The 16,222-nt window shown below is 61.8% G+C and carries 13 protein-coding genes; 8 read left to right on the top strand and 5 right to left on the bottom strand.

Features of this window, described 5'->3' with window-relative positions:
• Positions 1 to 2 precede the first annotated feature (2 nt).
• A complete protein-coding gene (locus tag AB6O04_RS00210; protein WP_368561597.1) occupies positions 3 to 1,367 on the top strand; it encodes an AcvB/VirJ family lysyl-phosphatidylglycerol hydrolase in 1,365 nt (454 codons plus the stop codon).
• Between the two features lie 243 nt (positions 1,368 to 1,610).
• On the opposite strand, the gene AB6O04_RS00215 is transcribed toward AB6O04_RS00210, so the two are convergent.
• The gene (locus AB6O04_RS00215) at positions 1,611 to 3,557 is read right to left on the bottom strand and encodes an acetyl-CoA hydrolase/transferase C-terminal domain-containing protein (protein ID WP_368561598.1); all 1,947 of its coding nucleotides are present in this window, start codon (positions 3,555 to 3,557) and stop codon (positions 1,611 to 1,613) included.
• Between the two features lie 110 nt (positions 3,558 to 3,667).
• On the opposite strand from AB6O04_RS00215, the gene AB6O04_RS00220 reads away from it, so the two are divergent.
• Positions 3,668 to 4,036, top strand: coding sequence for a BlaI/MecI/CopY family transcriptional regulator (locus tag AB6O04_RS00220; protein WP_368561599.1), 369 nt, complete (start codon positions 3,668 to 3,670; stop codon positions 4,034 to 4,036).
• Positions 4,026 to 5,417, top strand: coding sequence for a TonB family protein (locus tag AB6O04_RS00225; RefSeq protein WP_368561600.1), 1,392 nt, complete (start codon positions 4,026 to 4,028; stop codon positions 5,415 to 5,417). Before AB6O04_RS00220 ends, AB6O04_RS00225 begins: the two co-directional genes overlap by 11 nt.
• A 128-nt stretch (positions 5,418 to 5,545) precedes the next feature.
• On the opposite strand, the gene modC is transcribed toward AB6O04_RS00225, so the two are convergent.
• From modC to AB6O04_RS00245, 4 genes are read right to left on the bottom strand one after another with little or no spacing between them, the layout of a single operon-like run.
• The gene (gene modC / locus AB6O04_RS00230; protein ID WP_368561601.1) at positions 5,546 to 6,163 is read right to left on the bottom strand and encodes a molybdenum ABC transporter ATP-binding protein; all 618 of its coding nucleotides are present in this window, start codon (positions 6,161 to 6,163) and stop codon (positions 5,546 to 5,548) included.
• On the bottom strand, positions 6,163 to 6,855 hold the full coding sequence (modB, locus tag AB6O04_RS00235; protein ID WP_368561602.1) for a molybdate ABC transporter permease subunit: 693 nt from the start codon (positions 6,853 to 6,855) through the stop codon (positions 6,163 to 6,165). Before modB ends, modC begins: the two co-directional genes overlap by 1 nt.
• A gap of 10 nt (positions 6,856 to 6,865) precedes the next feature.
• Entirely contained in the window at positions 6,866 to 7,642 is a 777-nt protein-coding gene (gene modA / locus AB6O04_RS00240; protein ID WP_368561603.1) for a molybdate ABC transporter substrate-binding protein, read from the bottom strand.
• A gap of 25 nt (positions 7,643 to 7,667) precedes the next feature.
• Positions 7,668 to 8,471 carry a S1/P1 nuclease gene (locus AB6O04_RS00245; protein ID WP_368561604.1) on the bottom strand — a complete coding sequence of 268 codons (804 nt, stop codon included), beginning with the start codon at positions 8,469 to 8,471 and terminating at the stop codon, positions 7,668 to 7,670.
• Between the two features lie 173 nt (positions 8,472 to 8,644).
• Here AB6O04_RS00245 and gap point away from each other — a divergent pair, with 173 nt between their 5' ends.
• From gap to AB6O04_RS00270, 5 genes are all read left to right on the top strand, one after another.
• Positions 8,645 to 9,649, top strand: a complete 1,005-nt coding sequence (gap, locus tag AB6O04_RS00250; RefSeq protein ID WP_368561605.1) for a type I glyceraldehyde-3-phosphate dehydrogenase — start codon at positions 8,645 to 8,647, stop codon at positions 9,647 to 9,649.
• A 343-nt stretch (positions 9,650 to 9,992) separates the two neighbouring features.
• On the top strand, positions 9,993 to 12,686 hold the full coding sequence (locus AB6O04_RS00255; protein ID WP_368561606.1) for a DUF2339 domain-containing protein: 2,694 nt from the start codon (positions 9,993 to 9,995) through the stop codon (positions 12,684 to 12,686).
• Entirely contained in the window at positions 12,683 to 14,053 is a 1,371-nt protein-coding gene (locus tag AB6O04_RS00260; RefSeq protein ID WP_368561607.1) for a DUF3999 domain-containing protein, read from the top strand. Before AB6O04_RS00255 ends, AB6O04_RS00260 begins: the two co-directional genes overlap by 4 nt.
• Positions 14,054 to 14,267: 214 nt before the next feature.
• A complete protein-coding gene (locus AB6O04_RS00265) occupies positions 14,268 to 15,458 on the top strand; it encodes a phosphoglycerate kinase (protein WP_368561608.1) in 1,191 nt (396 codons plus the stop codon).
• Positions 15,455 to 16,099: an HAD family hydrolase gene (locus AB6O04_RS00270; RefSeq protein WP_368561609.1), complete on the top strand. Its 645-nt coding sequence runs from the start codon at positions 15,455 to 15,457 to the stop codon at positions 16,097 to 16,099. The genes AB6O04_RS00265 and AB6O04_RS00270 overlap by 4 nt, the downstream gene beginning before the upstream one ends.
• Positions 16,100 to 16,222: the final 123 nt, after the last annotated feature.

Raw genomic sequence — 16,222 nt, forward strand, 5'->3', positions numbered from 1 at the left:
TCATGCTTGTTCTTTTGCTTGCGCTGTTGCCGGAGTGTCCAGCGTATGCGCAGGAGTACATCTCCCATGGACTTTTCGATCGTGTCGCTTTGTATCGGCCGCCCGGAGAGGCTGGGCAATTCGTGCTGTTTCTTTCGGGAGACGGCGGCTGGGACAAGCGCATGGATGTTGCCGCTCGCGCCTTGAGCAGCAAGGGTGCGATGGTGGCTGGCATCGACATGCCGCGGTTGCGCACCGCACTGGGCAAGAGCGGCGGCGACTGCGTGTTACCGGATGGGGATCTGGAGAACCTCTCACACTACTTGCAAGGCTATGCACGTCAATCGAATTACCGTGCTCCATTGCTGGTCGGCTACGATTCCGGCGCGGCTTTTGCCTATGCCATGCAGGCGGCCGCCGATGAGGATACGTTTTCCGGCGCGATATCGCTTTCGTTCTGTCCTCGAGTCGACCTGGGTAAACCGTTGTGCGAACGTGCCGGCAAGCACTTTTTCGAGGAAGGGGAAGGCGAGGTTTCGGTGCTGGCGGCGGTCCCGGAGATGCCCCAGCCTTGGGTGGTGTTGCAGCGAGCGCATGAGAACGTATGCCCAGGCGCGAACGTACGCAACTTCGTCGATCGCATCCACGGCGCCGCGCTATCGGTGCTGCCTGACCGCGACCGGGACAACGGGGAGAAAGCGGCATTGCCTGCGCTTCTAGCCAGCAACCGCGAGTTGGCGACGCGCTACAAAGCCGCACTGCCGCCGCCACCGGCGAAGTTAGTCGATCTTCCGCTAATAGAGATGCCAGCCAGCGGAAACGGCGACACCTTCGCCGTTCTGCTCAGCGGTGATGGCGGCTGGGCCGGGCTGGACAAGCAAGTGGCCGCGTCACTGGTTGCCAAAGGTATCCCTGTCGTGAGTTTCGATTCGCTGCGCTACTTCTGGAAAGCGCGCGATCCAAAAGGCTTGGCTACCGATCTCGACCGCATCGTCCGCTACTACGCAGGACGCTGGAGCAAGAAGCGAGTCCTGTTGATTGGCTACTCGCAAGGCGCCGATGTGTTGCCTTTTGCCGTCAATCGCTTGCCCGCCGCATCCCGCGTACTGATCGCGCGGATTGTGCTCATGGGATTGGGACAAAACGCATCGTTCGAATTCCACCTCGCCAACTGGATCGGAAAGGACGACGGCCTACCCATATTGCCTGAGGTGATCAGATTGCGCGAAGCGGAAACGTTGTGCCTCTATGGCCAGGACGAGAAAGACTCTCTATGCCCCGAGATTGCGGCAGGGCATGTGCATGCACAACCGCTGGCAGGCGGTCATCATTTCGACGGTGCTTATGACAAGCTCGCCGAACTAATCCTGCGACGATCCGCGCGATGAAAAATGAGCATCAAAGCAGCGGGCGAGGAGACGAGCTGGAAGTTCTTGCTTCGCCTCCCTCTTTATCAAGCGCTTTTCAACAGCCGAATGGCTGGTCAAGGGGATGACCCGCCATTCGGCGGTTGAAAAGCATTTGAGGGGGATTTGCTTTTGCCTTCAGCGGAAACGTCCACTTCAGTAAGCCATCAAAGCAGAATGTAGCCGCCGGTAAGATGATCTATCAGCTCTTGAAACGAAGTCGTTCTAGCCTGCAGTTCTAGACAGCGCACGCGAAACCAGCCGGGCATACAACCATTCGCCCACATTCGCCGGTCGGTCGAGTCCCATGCGCTGTAATGCCTCGGCATCTATCTGCTTACCAGCGAGCACCGCACTGCAAAGCGTTCCCAGCTTTCGCGGGAGCGTGGCGGTTTCGGCCTTCAACCAACCGAGGGCTTTCACCAAACGCTGTTCCGCCGGGGTGAAGTCGCTGCCCAGAGGATAGTCCGGCAGCGTCCCATCGCGCCGGAAGGCCGAAAGCTTCGCACTTAGGCGGCTTTGGACATTGCTCTGCCAGCTCTCTGGCTCGACGAAATCGCTCCGGAGTTTCTTGCAGCGCTTCGCTGTTTCCAACAATTCCGCCTGGAATCGCGCATCGGTAATCGCTGCCATGGCAATGACGCAATCTTCATCATTGCGACCGTGCAAATCAGCGATGCCGTATTCGTTGATGTAGATATCGCGCAGATGGCGGGGGATGGTGGTGTGGCCATAATTCCAGCGTACGTTGGATTGCGGCTTGCCGGCATCCTCGCGTACCGCGCGGAACATCAGGGCAGAGCGGGCGCCATCCAGTGCATGCGCCATGGCCACGAAGTTGTATTGGCCGCCGACACCGGAGACGATGCGCCCATCTTCCAGGCCATCGGATGTTGCCGCACCCAGTGCGGTCGCCATCATGCAGGAGTTGAAGAAGCGAGCATCGTGGCGTTGCAATCGTTCAAGATTCTCATTGCCGCCGTATAGCTGATTGATTTCGCTGATCCGGCGCATGCCGATGGCGCGGCGCTGGTCGTCCGGGAAATTTCGCAACCACTCGTAAAATTCGGGCGAACCCAGATAGAACGCGCCGTGCAGATACTCGCCGTCGCGGTCGAGCCGTGCTTGGTCGCCCAGGTTTGCGGTTCCGTCGGCCAGACGACGCATCAGCAGTTCGTCGTCCACCACTTTGCGGCGGATCACACCGGTTTCCACCAGGTGCTTGAAGCCTTCGTTGATCATTTCGCTGCAGCCGTACAAGCCGACCTCGAACGGTCCAAGCCCACCGCTGGCGATGACGGAAGGATGCTGTTCGATGCCAGGATCCAGCGCAGCGAGTACGCGTCGGTAGGTGCCGTTGTCGACATGACGAAGCACCAGCGCATGGCAGAGCGCGTCAGCCAGCGCGCCGATCCCGATCTGAAGCGTGCCGCCGTCGCGTACCAGTGTGCTGGCGTACAGGCCAATAGCGTATTCGGCGTCAGCCACCGGTTGTCGCGGCAGGCCGAACAGCTTGGGATATGGTCCCGGCGGCGTGATCACGGCATCGAAAAACGCCGCTTCCACTACGGCGGTACCGCCTATCCACGGCAATTGCGGATCGATCTCGGCGACCAGCAGCGGGCGCGGCAGTCCGCGTGCCACGATGGCGTCCACCGCGTCGTGGGTCAGGTCGTTGTTGCTGGAGAGCGACAGGCGCGTGCCGCCCGGCTCGCGCGCCACTTTCTGGATGATGACGTTGACTTGCCGTTCGGCCAGCGCCCGCGCCACATGGGTGTAGTTGAGGCTGGCGTAGTGACGTTGCGCCTGCGCCGACCGCAGTAGTGCGCCCGATTGCATGTAGAACTCTTCGACTTCGATGTTGGCCGGCAGTGCATCGCGCTTCATCGCCTGCACGTAGGCCAGCCGGGGAAAATCGGCGCCGAAGTGCCGTTCCGCGAATGGACCGACGAAACGTCCCTCCAGGCCTTCACCGCCCGCGGGTGGGTCCAGGGACAACGCCGTATAAAGATGCCAATGCCGTGTGGTGTCGCTTTCTATGCGCGCATACAGCGCATTCAACAGGCGATGCGGTTTGCCGATGCCTAATGGCGCCCCCATGCGGATGGTGGCTGGCGTGTTCTGGAAGATGAAGTCGACGGCGTCGTCGAGGCTTTCAAGGAGGAGGGTCATGGCGGGCAGCTTAGGCGATGTCGGCTGAGATGCCGACGAATGGCGATAAAAGGGGTTGACAACTCGTTCGATTACGAATGTAATCAGTAAAAATTACAGGTGTAATCGATATGTCGATCAGTGACGCCGAAGCCATGGTGATGGAAGTCCTGTGGCAGCGAAATCCTCTTAGCGCGGAAGAGGTAATCGTGGCCTTGGCTGCCAGTACCGGTTGGGCCGAGCCCACCATCAAGACCTTGCTCAATCGCTTGCTCAACAAGGGTGCTATTCACGCGGAGAAGCAGGGCCGCCGCTACTTGTACTCGCCCGCGTTGCAGCGGGAGGCGTGGGTGGAGCAGCAGAGCGAAGGTTTGCTGGAGCGCTTGTTCGGCGGTCGGGTGGCGCCTTTGGTGGCCCATTTCAGCGAGCGCGGAAAGCTATCCGCAGCAGATATTGCCGAGCTGAAAAAGCTCATCAGGGAGCTGGATGATGAGCAATGAACTGTTGACTGCGCTTTTCGAAACCACATTGACTGGCAGTGCCGCTATCGTGCTGGTGATGGCCGTACGCCGATGGGTCGCGGACCGGTTTGGCGCTCGTATCGCCTATCTGCTTTGGACAGCAGTACCCGCTGCGATGGCTGCCGTGCTGCTGCCGGCGCGCGTGGGCGAGCAGGTGTTAACGATGGAAATGCGGCTGGGCCCATTGCAGCCGCTGATGGTCGAGCACGCCCTGCAGCGGAACTACGGACCGTGGCTACTGGCGCTCTGGATAGCGGGCGCAGCAACAACCGCGATTTTCTATGCCGTGCGGCAGTGCCGGTTTGTCTCCCGCCTAGGGCATCTGAGGCGACGCGCCGATGGCCTCTATGAAGCTGGTGTCTGTGCAGGGTTGCCAGCCGTGATTGGTGTACTGCGTCCCCGCATCGTGGTGCCATCCGATTTCGATCTTCGCTACAACGAACAAGAACGGTGTCTGGTTCTACAGCACGAGCGCGCGCATCTGTGCCGTGGCGACCTCCAGGTCAATGCGGCACTTACCTTGATTAGTTGCCTGTATTGGTTCAATCCACTGGTCCAACTGGCGGCGCGGTACTTCCGGCACGACCAGGAGCTGTCGTGCGATCAGGCCGTGATCGCACGATTTCCGCAGCAGCGCCGCACCTATGGCGATGCCATGCTGAAGACCCAGCTAGCTGTGGACGTTTTTCCATTGGCCTGCCATTGGGGCGGCCATCATCTGCTGAAGGAGCGTATCGCCATGCTGAAATTTCCACTGCCATCTCGTCGCCGCACGAAAGCCGGATCGTTACTCGCAGTCTCTTTCGCACTGACCACCGCCGCGGTCGCTTGGGCCATGCAGCCTCCGCAAGCGGACGCGCCACGACCGGTGCTGAAGACATCGACTGAACCGCCTGCTGCCGTTACTGATGTAGTCGCGATGCGCACGCCGGCACCGCCATATCCTGAGGGCGTGGCCAAGCAAGGCGTTTCCGGGCAGGTGCTATTGAGGATTTTGGTTGGCACGGACGGCAAGCCCAAGGATGTACGGGTGGAGAAGGCAGATCCGGCTGGCGTTTTCGATGCGGCATCTATTCAAGCCGCGAAGCAATGGACCTTCGTCCCGAAGCAACAGGACGGGAAGCCGGTGGAAGGCTGGATACGTGTGCCCATCTATTTCGACGCCAAGCGTCAAGCCGCTGATGCGGCCACTCCTTCGGGGCATAGCGAACGCATCCGAGCGATGAACACTGTCGTAGAGCGGAGCTTGCTCCGCTGTTTTTGGCGCAATGCCCTTCGGATACGATCAGCCGAGCAAGCTCGGCTCTACCAAAGCGCGGATTGTAGGAGCGACGTCGGCACTGCCGCCATGACGAGTTGACAGTTCAACATTAGATCTCGGCTCTACGAGAAGCGTCTCTATGCGGCTATTTCCTATCACTTGCCGTTGCGACGGCCTCATTGCTACTGACTCTATGCTATCGCGGGGCGAAGCTCCGCTCTACAACACTACTCTAGCGTCCGTATCTCATCCGCCAGCCGGCGCACCTCTTCCGGATGGTGGCTGACGTACACGATCGGCAAGCGGATTTCGTCGCGGACGCGTTGCAGGTAGGGGATCAGTTCTTCGCGCCGGGCTTGGTCCAAGGCGGACAGGGGTTCGTCGAACAACAGGATGGCCGGCTGCGACAACAATGCGCGGCCCATGGCGACGCGTTGCGCTTCGCCGCCGGAAAGGTGGGTTGGCCGGCGTTTCAGCAGAGGAGCGATGCCCAGCAGTTCGACGATGGCATCGAAGCCGAATTGAGGAGTGCGGTCGCGGCCGTGGCGGCCGTACAGCAGGTTGCGACGCACATCCAGATGCGGAAACAGGCGGGCATCCTGGAAGACGTAGCCGACGTGGCGGCGATGGGCTGGTACATCGATGCGCTGCTCGCTGTCGAACAAGCAACGTCCATCTATTTCGATGCGTCCCGCATGCGGTTTCAGCAAGCCGGCGATCGCGTTGAGCACCGTAGTCTTGCCTGCACCAGAAGGGCCGGTCAACGCGGTGACGCGCGCGTCTGATTCCAGCCGAACATGTCGTTGGAAACCGCCGCGTCGCAGTTCGATGTCCAGCCGCAGCATCAGTGTTCCTCGTTCCCGCGATGGCGCCGCACCAGGTACTCCGACAACATCAACGCCAGCAGGGAGATACTGACGGCAACCGCCGCCAGTCGCCAAATGCCGCTTTCGGCGCCGGGAACCTGCATCAGTCCATAGATCGCCGACGACAATGTTTGCGTTTCGCCGGGGATATTGGACACGAACGTGATGGTGGCGCCGAACTCTCCCAGCGCTTTGGCGAAAGCCAGTACCGTGCCGGCTACAAGTCCCGGCCACGCCAACGGCAGAGTGATGGTGAAGAAGACGCGCCAAGGCCCGGCGCCGAGTGTCGACGCAGCCTGTTCCAAGCGACGATCCGTGGCCTCGAGCGAAAGCCGGATGGCGCGCACCATCAGCGGGAAACCCATCACCGCGGACGCAAGCGCAGCGCCTGTCCAGCGGAAAGCGAACACGATGCCGAAATGGTTCTCGAGGAATGCCCCCACCGGCCCCTGTGTACCCAAGGAGACCAGAAGCGCGTAGCCCATGACCACAGGCGGCAGCACCAGCGGCAAATGCACCAGAGCATCCACCAAGGCTTTGCCCGGAAAGCGGCGTCGCGCCAACAGCCAACCCAGCGCCACGCCGAACGGCAGGCTGGCGACCGATGCCACCAGAGCCACTTTCAGGCTCAATGCAATGGTGGTGACTTCTTCGGGTGAGAACCAGGGCAAGCGAGCAACCTTAGGGAAGCACGGTAAAGCCGCGGCGCTGGAAAATACCGCGCGCAGCAGGTGAAGACAGCCAGCGTACGAAAGCTCCCGTTTGCGGATGCCGATTATCGCGCAGCGACGCCACGGGATAGAGGATAGGTGGATGGCTATCGTTCGGGAAAATCGCGACTACTCGCACGCCGGGTTCCGCTTTCGCGTCGGAAAGATAGACGATGCCCAGCGGTGTCTCACCGCGTGCCACCAGCATCAATGCGGCGCGTACGCTTTCCGATTCGGCGAGTTTCGATTTCACGTTGTCCCACGCGCCCAGCGATTCCAGCGAAGCACGTGCGTACTTGCCCGCCGGGACGCTACGGATCTGGCCGACGGCCAGCCGCCTGTCACCGAGTGCGGTAGATAGCGATGCTGGATTCCTGAGGTCGACCTGAGCACGGCTGTTCTTTGGCGCCACCAGTGCCAATTGATTGCCCAGCACATTGCGGCGATTGGCCGGGTCAATCTTCCGCCGCTGCTGCAGGTAATCCATCCACTCAAGATCAGCCGAAAAGAAAACATCCGCGGGCGCACCTCGCTCTATCTGCCGCGCCAATGCAGAGCTGGCGGCGTATGAAACCCGCACCGGCGTGCCGGTTTGCTTTTCGTAAGCGCGTGCCGCTTCGTCCAGGGACTCCTTGAGACTGGCTGCGGCAAAAACCGTTAGCGGCCTTGCCGGCTCGACGGCATGCAGCGGCGATGCCAGAAACATCAGCAGCAACACCGCGAGGAAACGGTTCGGCAGGTTCATCATCAGAGCGATCTTCGCACGGGTGAGATCAACTACCGCTTAGCGTGGCATTGAGCAACTGAGCCAGGTGCGCGCCGCCCTCGCGCAGGCGCTGCTCGGCGATGGACCGATGGCGGGTGTAGTAGCTATCGTCCAACTTCGCACGCGCCGGATAGAAGCCAGGCTGGGTTACCGACTTGCAGGACTGTTCCGCCCACTGGGCGGGCGCAGTGGGCAAGAGAGATTGAGTAGCCTCCTTCGGTGGCGGCAGCGCTTGCAGATGGCGAAGATATGCGTCTTCGCTCAGGCGGGCGGACTTCAGCAGGCCGCTGTCCCACACGCTATGCAGATTGCTGCCCTGGCCGCGATAGTTGACCTGGAAGTCGTTGCCGCCCCGGTCGTTGGTGTTGCTGGCATGAAGCGGCTGGTGGACATCGCCGACGAAATGTACGACGAACTTCAAGGCTTGCAGGCGCTCGGCCTTGGGTTTGCTGCGGTCGGCAAGGACCGCGCTTTGGCGCTGTATGGCTTCGATCACGCAATCGCCCTTGCGGCAATCCCGCGTGGCTTCGTACACACAATCGTGGCTTCCGATGTTGACGTAGTGCCAGCGCGATGTGCGTTTACCCAGGTCCGGGTCGTTGCCGCGAAGATCATCGGCCCAGTTGGCGATGCCCGCCAAGGTGGGTTCGACTTCACCGGACAGCAGTTCGGCTATCTGCGCGCGCGCTTGCGGTGTCAGCTGGTCATAGGCGAGCCGCGCCACCAGTCGATGGCCGAGCGCGCCCCAGGCGTGCGCGGGAGCGGGAATCAGCAGGGCGGCAGTAAGAAGAAAGAAAAGGGTCCGGTTCATGCCGGCACTTTAACCGACGTCGCCTAAGTCGCAGGTTACGGCCTCATAACTCGCGCTCATAACGTCAGCCCAACTTGCGCTGCCGGAGCTGTGAAAGGGGCACGCCGCTGCCTGTTAGAATGGGAGCCCCGTCAACCCTGCCGCGCGTTGCGCGGCCGCAGGAGTTTTGAGCAATGTCGATCAAGGTTGGTATCAATGGCTTCGGCCGCATCGGGCGCAATGTGCTGCGTTCCGCCGTGCAGAATTTCGGCAACGATATCGAGATCGTGGCCATCAACGATCTGCTGGAACCGGACTACCTGGCGTACATGCTGCAGTACGACTCCGTGCATGGCCGCTTCAAGGGTGACGTCAAGGTCGAGGGCAATACCCTGATCGTCAATGGCAAGAAGATCCGCCTGACCCAGGAACGTGATCCGGCCAACCTCAAGTGGGACGAGGTGGGCGCGGAAGTAGTCATCGAATCCACCGGCTTGTTCCTGGACAAGACGACGGCGCAGAAGCATCTCGACGCCGGCGCCAAGAAGGTCATCCTGTCCGCGCCGTCGAAGGACGATACGCCGATGTTCGTCTACGGCGTCAACGACAAGACCTACAAGGGCGAAGCGATCATCTCCAACGCCTCCTGCACCACCAACTGCCTGGCGCCGTTGGCCAAGGTGCTGCACGACAAGTGGGGCATCAAGCGCGGCCTGATGACCACGATCCATGCAACGACGGCTACCCAGAAGACCGTCGACGGTCCGTCCAACAAAGACTGGCGCGGTGGTCGCGGCATCCTGGAGAACATCATTCCGTCCAGCACCGGCGCTGCCAAGGCGGTGGGCGTGGTGATTCCGGAATTGAACAAGAAGCTCACCGGCATGTCCTTCCGCGTGCCGACCAGCGACGTGTCGGTGGTCGACCTGACCTGCGAACTGGAGAAGCCGGCCACCTACGCCGAAATCTGCGCCGAGATGAAGGCCCAGAGCGAAGGCGCGTTGAAGGGCATCCTGGGCTACACGGAGGACAAGGTGGTCGCCACCGATTTCCGCGGCGACACCCGCACCTCGATTTTTGATGCCGACGCCGGCATTTCGCTGGACGGGACCTTCGTCAAGCTGGTCAGCTGGTACGACAACGAGTGGGGCTATTCCACCAAGTGCCTGGAAATGGTGCGCGTGGTGGCCGGCAAGTAAGCCGGCATGCGATGCGGCCGCTAGGCGCCGCATCCCAGCAGACAAAGGCGCCGCAAGGCGCCTTTGTCGTATCAGGAGTATCGCTTTTCGCTACCTTGGGACGCTAATGGCGGTACTGACGGCTAACTCTGTTGCAAATTGACGGTGGTTAGCTGAGGCTGCATCGGCGTCCCGCCAGCGGCATCTTTGCCGTTTGTCATAAAAGTGGCACTCAACGAACCTGAGTGCCTTCCTTTTTCCCTCCCGTCTTGGGGCGGGCAAGGGTGGGGAGGAATTGATTCGGTCGTTTCGATAAGAATTCGTTCCGAATCAATAGGGAAGTGCACCGATCAGGGGAAAGAGCGTGGAAGGGATACTGGTTCTATTGGGTCTGGCGGTGCTGGCCGTGCCGGTGCTGCTGATCTTTGCCTTGGTCAGCGTTAGCGGCTTGAAGCGGCGCGTGACTGAGCTGGAAAACCGAGTGGCCGGATTGGCGGCGGCTCCTGTTGCGCCAGGGGAAGCCGGAGCCGGCCGTGTCGCCGAACCCGCCCCCGAACCGACCTTGGCGGAACTCACGAAGCGACCGCTACCCTCCGTGGCACCGATCCGCGAAGCCGCACCTCCACCCGATGCCATCGCCAGCCAGGCGCCGCCGCCGTTGCCGCCGCGAGTGCCGCGTCCCGCCGCGTCCGAGGCTCCTGCTGCGGTTTCGCCACTTTCACCGCCACGCCCGGCACCGCCGCCCACGCCTTCGAAGCCAGACATCCTGACCCTTGCCGCGCGCGCGGTGAAGCGCTGGTTCACCGTAGGCAATGTGCCGGTCAAGATCGGCATCCTGGTGTTGTTCGCGGGCGTCGCCGCGCTGCTGAAGTACGCCAGCGACCAGGGCATGCTGGTGGTGCCGGTCGAATTGCGCCTGGCAGGCGTGGCCGCCGCGGCGATGGCGGCACTGGTATTCGCCTGGCGCAAGCGTGAGAGCAATCGGGTCTTTGCGCTGAGCGTGCAAGGTGGCGCCATCGGCATCTTGTTGCTGACGGTATTTGCGGCGTTCAAGTTGGGCATGATTCCACCTGCCGGTGCGTTCGCGCTGAGCGTGGGCTTGATAGCCGGTGCCGGTGTGCTTGCAGTGCTCCAGGACGCGAAAGCGCTGGCGGTATTCGCGGTTCTGGCGGGCTTCCTGGCGCCCATCTGGTTGTCCACTGGCAGTGGCAACTACGTGGCGCTGTTTTCCTACTACGCGGTATTGAATGCAGCCATCCTGGTCATCGCCTGGTGGCGCGCGTGGCGTGTGCTCAACCTGCTGGGTTTTGTTTTCACCTTTGGTATCGGCACGTTGTGGGGCGTTCTGGATTACAAGCCCGCGAACTTCAACAGCACCGAACCTTTCCTGCTGCTGTTCTTCGCGTTCTACCTGATCATTCCGATGCTTTATGCGCGGAAACAGCCGGCCAGCCGCCGTGATTTCATCGACGGCTGCCTGGTGTTCGGCACGCCGCTGATCGCGTTCTCGCTACAGGCAGGATTGCTGCGCGGGGAGCGCATGCCGCTGGCGTTTTGCGCCTTGGGGCTGGGTGTGTTGTACGCGGGATTGGCATGGAGCTTCCTGCGCCGCCTCAACTTCGCCGCACTGGGACAGTCGTACGCACTTTTGGCCGTAGGCTTCTCCACGTTGGCGATACCGCTGGCGTTTTCGGCCAAGGCGACCGCTTGCGTATTTGCGCTAGAAGGGGCTGCCCTGGTCTGGCTGGGGCTACGTCAACAACGGTTATTGCCTCAGCTCACCGGCATGGGATTGCAGTTGGCCGCCGCATTCGCTTTCGCGATTGGGCAAGCCAGTGGTTCGACTGCCGATGTAATCGTCGCCAATGGAACGTTCATGGGCGGGCTGTTGATCACGTTGGCTGGTTTCGCCAGTGCATGGAGCTACCGGTCCGTCGGGCGCAGCGCGCTTGCGCTGGTGTTCTATCTGTGGGGACTGCTGTGGTGGCTCGGTAGCGGCGTGAATGAAATCGAACGATTTGTCGTCCGTGACAGCCGAGTAGATGCGTTGCTTGCCTTCGTCGCCGTGACCGGCTGGCTTGCGGCGGAAGTGCACCGCCGTCGTCCCGGCACTGCGCTGGTGATGACGACGCTGCTGGCGTTGGCCGCTGCGGCACCACTGGCGCTCGTGCAGGTTGAAGTGCACCAGCAGCCGTTCGCGGAATACGGCTTGTGGGCGTGGCTGGTCTATACGGTTTTGGGCATTCGCAGTCTGGTGTGCCTGCGCAATAGCGAGCAAAGGCTGGCGGCGGGCGCGCAATTCGTCTGGCTGCTGGTGTGGCCGTTCGTGGCCTCGATGTTGCTCGATTGGCTGAGCCAATACTTCGCCTTGGACGATGGCTGGCGTCTGGTCGGCATCGTGCTGCCGTGGCTGGCTGTGACCGCATTGAGCCTGTATCGCTGGCCGTGGCTGGCTGCGCCGCTGGGCGAACGTTTCGACTCTCTGCGCACATGGTTGCAGATGGTGTACTTCGTCGTGTTGTCGGTCTGGTGGCTGTATGCACTGACCCAAGCGGGTAGCAGTGCACCGTTGCCTTGGTTGCCGATCATCAATCCGATGGAACTGGCGCAATTGGCGGTGCTGGTGCTGGCGGCGCGCTGGTTGTGGTCGGAGCATTCGCCGCAGCTGCTGAGATCGATCCGGTTGATGAAGCTGTCCGCCGTCGCCTTCATCTTCGTCACGTCCGTCGTGCTGCACGCAGTGCATCACTGGGGCGGTGTGGCGTGGACCGACGGCCTGCTATACACCAGCCTGGCGCAAACCAGCTTGACGATGGTCTGGAGCGTGCTAGGCGTGCTGGGCTGGGTGGTCGGTTCGCGCCGTGGTCAACGCGTTCTGTGGCTTGCCGGCGCGGTGCTGATGGGCATCGTGTTGGGTAAGCTGATTCTGGTCGACCGCGGCAACCTTGGCGACGTGCTGGGCATCGCTTCCTTCATCGCTTACGGCCTGCTTTGCACCGTCGTGGGTTATCTGGCGCCCGCGCCGCCGCGCACCGTTTCCGAGGAATCCCCCGCATGAAGAAACTCGCCTGGCTTGCTCTGGTGCCGCTGGTCGCAATGGCCGGTATCCGAGACGACTATGCGCAACAATGGCCGCTGGCGCTCAGCCGTGATGACGGCGGTGCTTACCGGGTAGTGCTGAATCGCGATGTCTATCGGCAATTGCGGTCGGCGACGCTGGAAGATCTGGACGTCGTCAACGCCGATGGCATCCCGCTGGCATCTTCGTTGTTTGGTCCCGAGCAACCGTTGGCACAAGCGGCGAATGCCGTGGAGGTGCCCTGGTTCCCGCTGCCACGCGGCAATGATGGTCAGCCGTCCAACATTTCTTCCATCAGCGAAATCGCCAGCGACGGCAGCTTGCGACGGGTGGAGATGGCCAATGCGACAGCGCCCGGCGACGGTGACGAATATCTGATCGACATCAGCCGGCTACGTGAACCCGTCTCCGCATTGCGGTTCGAGTGGAAAGCGGAGCAGCCATCGTTCGAACATGCATACCAAGTCGCCGCGTCGGATGATCTCAAGACCTGGCGTACCGTGCAGACGAACGGCCGGCTGATCCAGCTGGAGAATGTTCAATTGGAGCGCGCTGGCCAGCGCATCAGCGACAACCGTATCGAACTGGACAGCGTGCAAGCGAAATATCTGCGCGTCCTGCCAGTGGGGAATGACCGACGCGGTTTGCAGCTGACGCGGGTACTGGCGGAGTTGCCAGAGCGGGTGGCGGCACCTGAGTGGCAATGGGAGGAATTGCCGGCGCAGCGCGTGCAGGAGGCCGGCGTGGAGTATTACGAGTTCGAGGTGCAGGGCCGGTTTCCCTTCCAGGTGGCCGATGTCTCGCTGCCGGGCAACAGCGCCAACGAGTGGATGCTGAAGAGCCGCGACGATCCGAAGGCAGAGTGGCAGTTCGCCGCAGCGCCCTGGTTGACTTACCAGGTCGAAGGCGCCGGCGCAGCCAACCGGTCGGCGCCGCAGACGCTGGACGGGACTTCGCGCCACCGCTACTGGCGGTTGTTCTCCAAGCAGCCGCTGCAGGGCCAATTGCCGACATTGAAGCTGGGCTACCGGCCGGAAGTGGTGGTGTTCCTGGCGCAAGGACAACCGCCTTACGCTTTGCTGGCCGGAAGCGCCCGCGCACGCCGGGCCGAAGCGCCGCTGCCGCAACTGGTGGAAGCGCTGCGGCGCGAACGCGGCAACGACTGGCAACCATCGCCCGCCTATCTTGGGCAAGCACAAGCCTTGGCCGGAGAGGCGGCCTTGAAGCCAGCTCCGCCCAAGCGCGATTGGAAGAATTGGCTGCTGTGGGCGTTGTTGGTTGGCGGCGCACTTCTCGTGGCGGGCTTCGCTTTCAGTTTGTTGCGGAACAAGCCAGCAGTGAAATGACAGTTGCGGCTTGCCATGCAAGCCATCTGCTGTCGTAGGAGCGGCGTCCCGCCGCGAGCTCTTCCTGTCAGATCGCACGGAAACGCGAAGAGCTCGCGGCGGGACGCCGCTCCTACAGGAGGCGCTCCTGCAAAGGTTGTCGTCACACGGCATGCATTGCCGCGCAGCGCCCCAGCCCGGACAATAAGGGTCTGTCCACGCACCGGGAACCCCCATGTCCATCATCCGCATGACCGACCTCGATCTCTCCGGCAAGCGCGTGCTGATCCGCCAGGATCTGAACGTGCCCATCGAACATGCGGAAGGACAACCCGCGCGCATCACTTCCGAACAGCGCATCACCGCTTCGCTACCCACTTTGAAGCTGGCGCTGGAAAAAGGTGCTGCGGTGATGGTGACCTCGCACCTGGGCCGGCCTAAGGAAGGTGTCTGGACGGCGGAAGACTCGCTGGCGCCGGTCGCACAGCGCTTGTCTGAACTGCTGGGTATCGAAGTGCCGCTGGTCAAGGATTGGGTGGAGGGCGTGGACGTCGCATCCGGTCAGGTCGTGCTCCTGGAAAATTGCCGCATGAATGTCGGCGAGGGCAAAGACGACGAGGCACTATCGAAGAAATACGCCGCGCTATGCGATGTATTCGTGATGGATGCCTTCGGCACCGCGCACCGTGCGCAGGCATCCACGCACGGCGTGATCCGCTTCGCCAAGATCGCTGCCGGCGGTCCGCTGCTGATGGCCGAACTCGATGCGTTGGCCAAAGCGCTGGATAAGCCCGCGCGTCCATTGCTGGCCATCGTGGCCGGCAGCAAGGTATCCACCAAGCTGGAGCTATTGTCGAATCTGGTCGGCAAGGTCGACCAGTTGATCGTCGGTGGCGGCATCGCCAACACCTTCATCGCCGCGGACGGACACGCGGTCGGCAAGTCGTTGTACGAGGCGGATCTGCTGGATACCGCCAAGAAGATCGGTGCCGACGCCAAGTCGCGCGGTGCCGACATCCCGGTGCCCACCGATGTGGTGGTGGCAAAAGAATTCAAAGCCGACTCTCCGGCTGCCGTGAAGCCGGTCGATGGCGTAGGCGACGACGATCTGATCCTGGATATCGGTCCGGCAACCGCTGCCCGTTATGCCGAACTGATCAAGCAAGCCGGCACGGTGGTGTGGAACGGACCGGTGGGCGTGTTCGAGTTCGATGCCTTCGGCAAGGGCACCGAAACCCTGGCGCGCGCCATCGCCGACTCCACGGCGTTCTCCATCGCCGGGGGTGGCGACACGCTGGCGGCGGTGGACAAATACGGCATCGCCGACGACATTAGCTACATCTCGACCGGCGGCGGTGCGTTTTTGGAGTTCCTGGAAGGCAAGACGCTGCCGGCAGTAGCGGCGCTGGAAGCACGCGGTCAGTGAGCCGTCCCACGCTGTTCTTCGATCTTGATGGCACGCTGATCGATTCCGCTGTCGGCATCACTCGCTGCGTCGCCCACGCCCTGGCGCAGCTGAATCATCCCGTACCTCCCGAGCCGGAGTTGCGCCGGTGGATTGGTCCGCCGCTGCGCACCAGTTTTGCGCCGCTGCTGGTCGATCCGGAACTTGTGGAGCGAGCGGTTGCGCATTACCGCGATCGCTTTGAAAGCTTTGGCTGGGCTGAGCACGAGGTCTATGCTGGCATCAATGAAGCCCTCGCTGCGCTGCATGCCGCCGGCTATAGGCTGGCGGTAGTTACCGCCAAAAACGAACCGCATGCGCGCAAAATCCTGGCCCATCTGCCGTTTGGCAACTACTTTGAAGATGTCATCGGGGCGACGCCCGACGGCACTTTGAGCCACAAGCCGGAGCTGATCGCCGAAGCCTTGCGTCGGCTGTCGGTGAGTCCGACCGACTGCTGGATGATTGGCGATCGTCACATGGACATCGAAGGTGCTCGTCATCACACGATGCGCAATATCGGCGTGCTGTGGGGTTTCGGTGGCGAACCCGAGTTGCGCAAAGCGGGGGCGGATCGTCTGGCCTCGGAGCCAGCACAGCTGCTGGCGCTACTAACAGCGTGAACACGTGGATCGCACTGCAAAAAGCGGATCCCATTCCGCGCAAACCCCGCGCGGATCGTTGTGCGCTCGCAACAAGCGCCAGCGCATGAAAGACCAAAAAAATACCAATCAATTTTTGCGTCG

The sequence above is a fragment of the Pseudoxanthomonas sp. UTMC 1351 genome, assembly GCF_040948865.1.
Taxonomy (GTDB): Bacteria; Pseudomonadota; Gammaproteobacteria; order Xanthomonadales; family Xanthomonadaceae; genus Pseudoxanthomonas_A.

Excerpts from the sequence above, each read along its gene's own strand:
- modA (WP_368561603.1), bottom strand. The coding sequence starts at position 7,642 with ATGATGAACCTGCCGAACCGTTTCCTCGCGGTGTTGCTGCTGATGTTT.
- AB6O04_RS00245 (WP_368561604.1), bottom strand. The coding sequence starts at position 8,471 with ATGAACCGGACCCTTTTCTTTCTTCTTACTGCCGCCCTGCTGATTCCC.
- modC (WP_368561601.1), bottom strand. The coding sequence starts at position 6,163 with ATGCTGCGGCTGGACATCGAACTGCGACGCGGCGGTTTCCAACGACAT.
- AB6O04_RS00225 (WP_368561600.1), top strand. The coding sequence starts at position 4,026 with ATGAGCAATGAACTGTTGACTGCGCTTTTCGAAACCACATTGACTGGC.
- AB6O04_RS00215 (WP_368561598.1), bottom strand. The coding sequence starts at position 3,557 with ATGACCCTCCTCCTTGAAAGCCTCGACGACGCCGTCGACTTCATCTTC.
- AB6O04_RS00210 (WP_368561597.1), top strand. The coding sequence starts at position 3 with ATGCTTGTTCTTTTGCTTGCGCTGTTGCCGGAGTGTCCAGCGTATGCG.
- AB6O04_RS00260 (WP_368561607.1), top strand. The coding sequence starts at position 12,683 with ATGAAGAAACTCGCCTGGCTTGCTCTGGTGCCGCTGGTCGCAATGGCC.
- AB6O04_RS00220 (WP_368561599.1), top strand. The coding sequence starts at position 3,668 with ATGTCGATCAGTGACGCCGAAGCCATGGTGATGGAAGTCCTGTGGCAG.
- AB6O04_RS00265 (WP_368561608.1), top strand. The coding sequence starts at position 14,268 with ATGTCCATCATCCGCATGACCGACCTCGATCTCTCCGGCAAGCGCGTG.
- gap (WP_368561605.1), top strand. The coding sequence starts at position 8,645 with ATGTCGATCAAGGTTGGTATCAATGGCTTCGGCCGCATCGGGCGCAAT.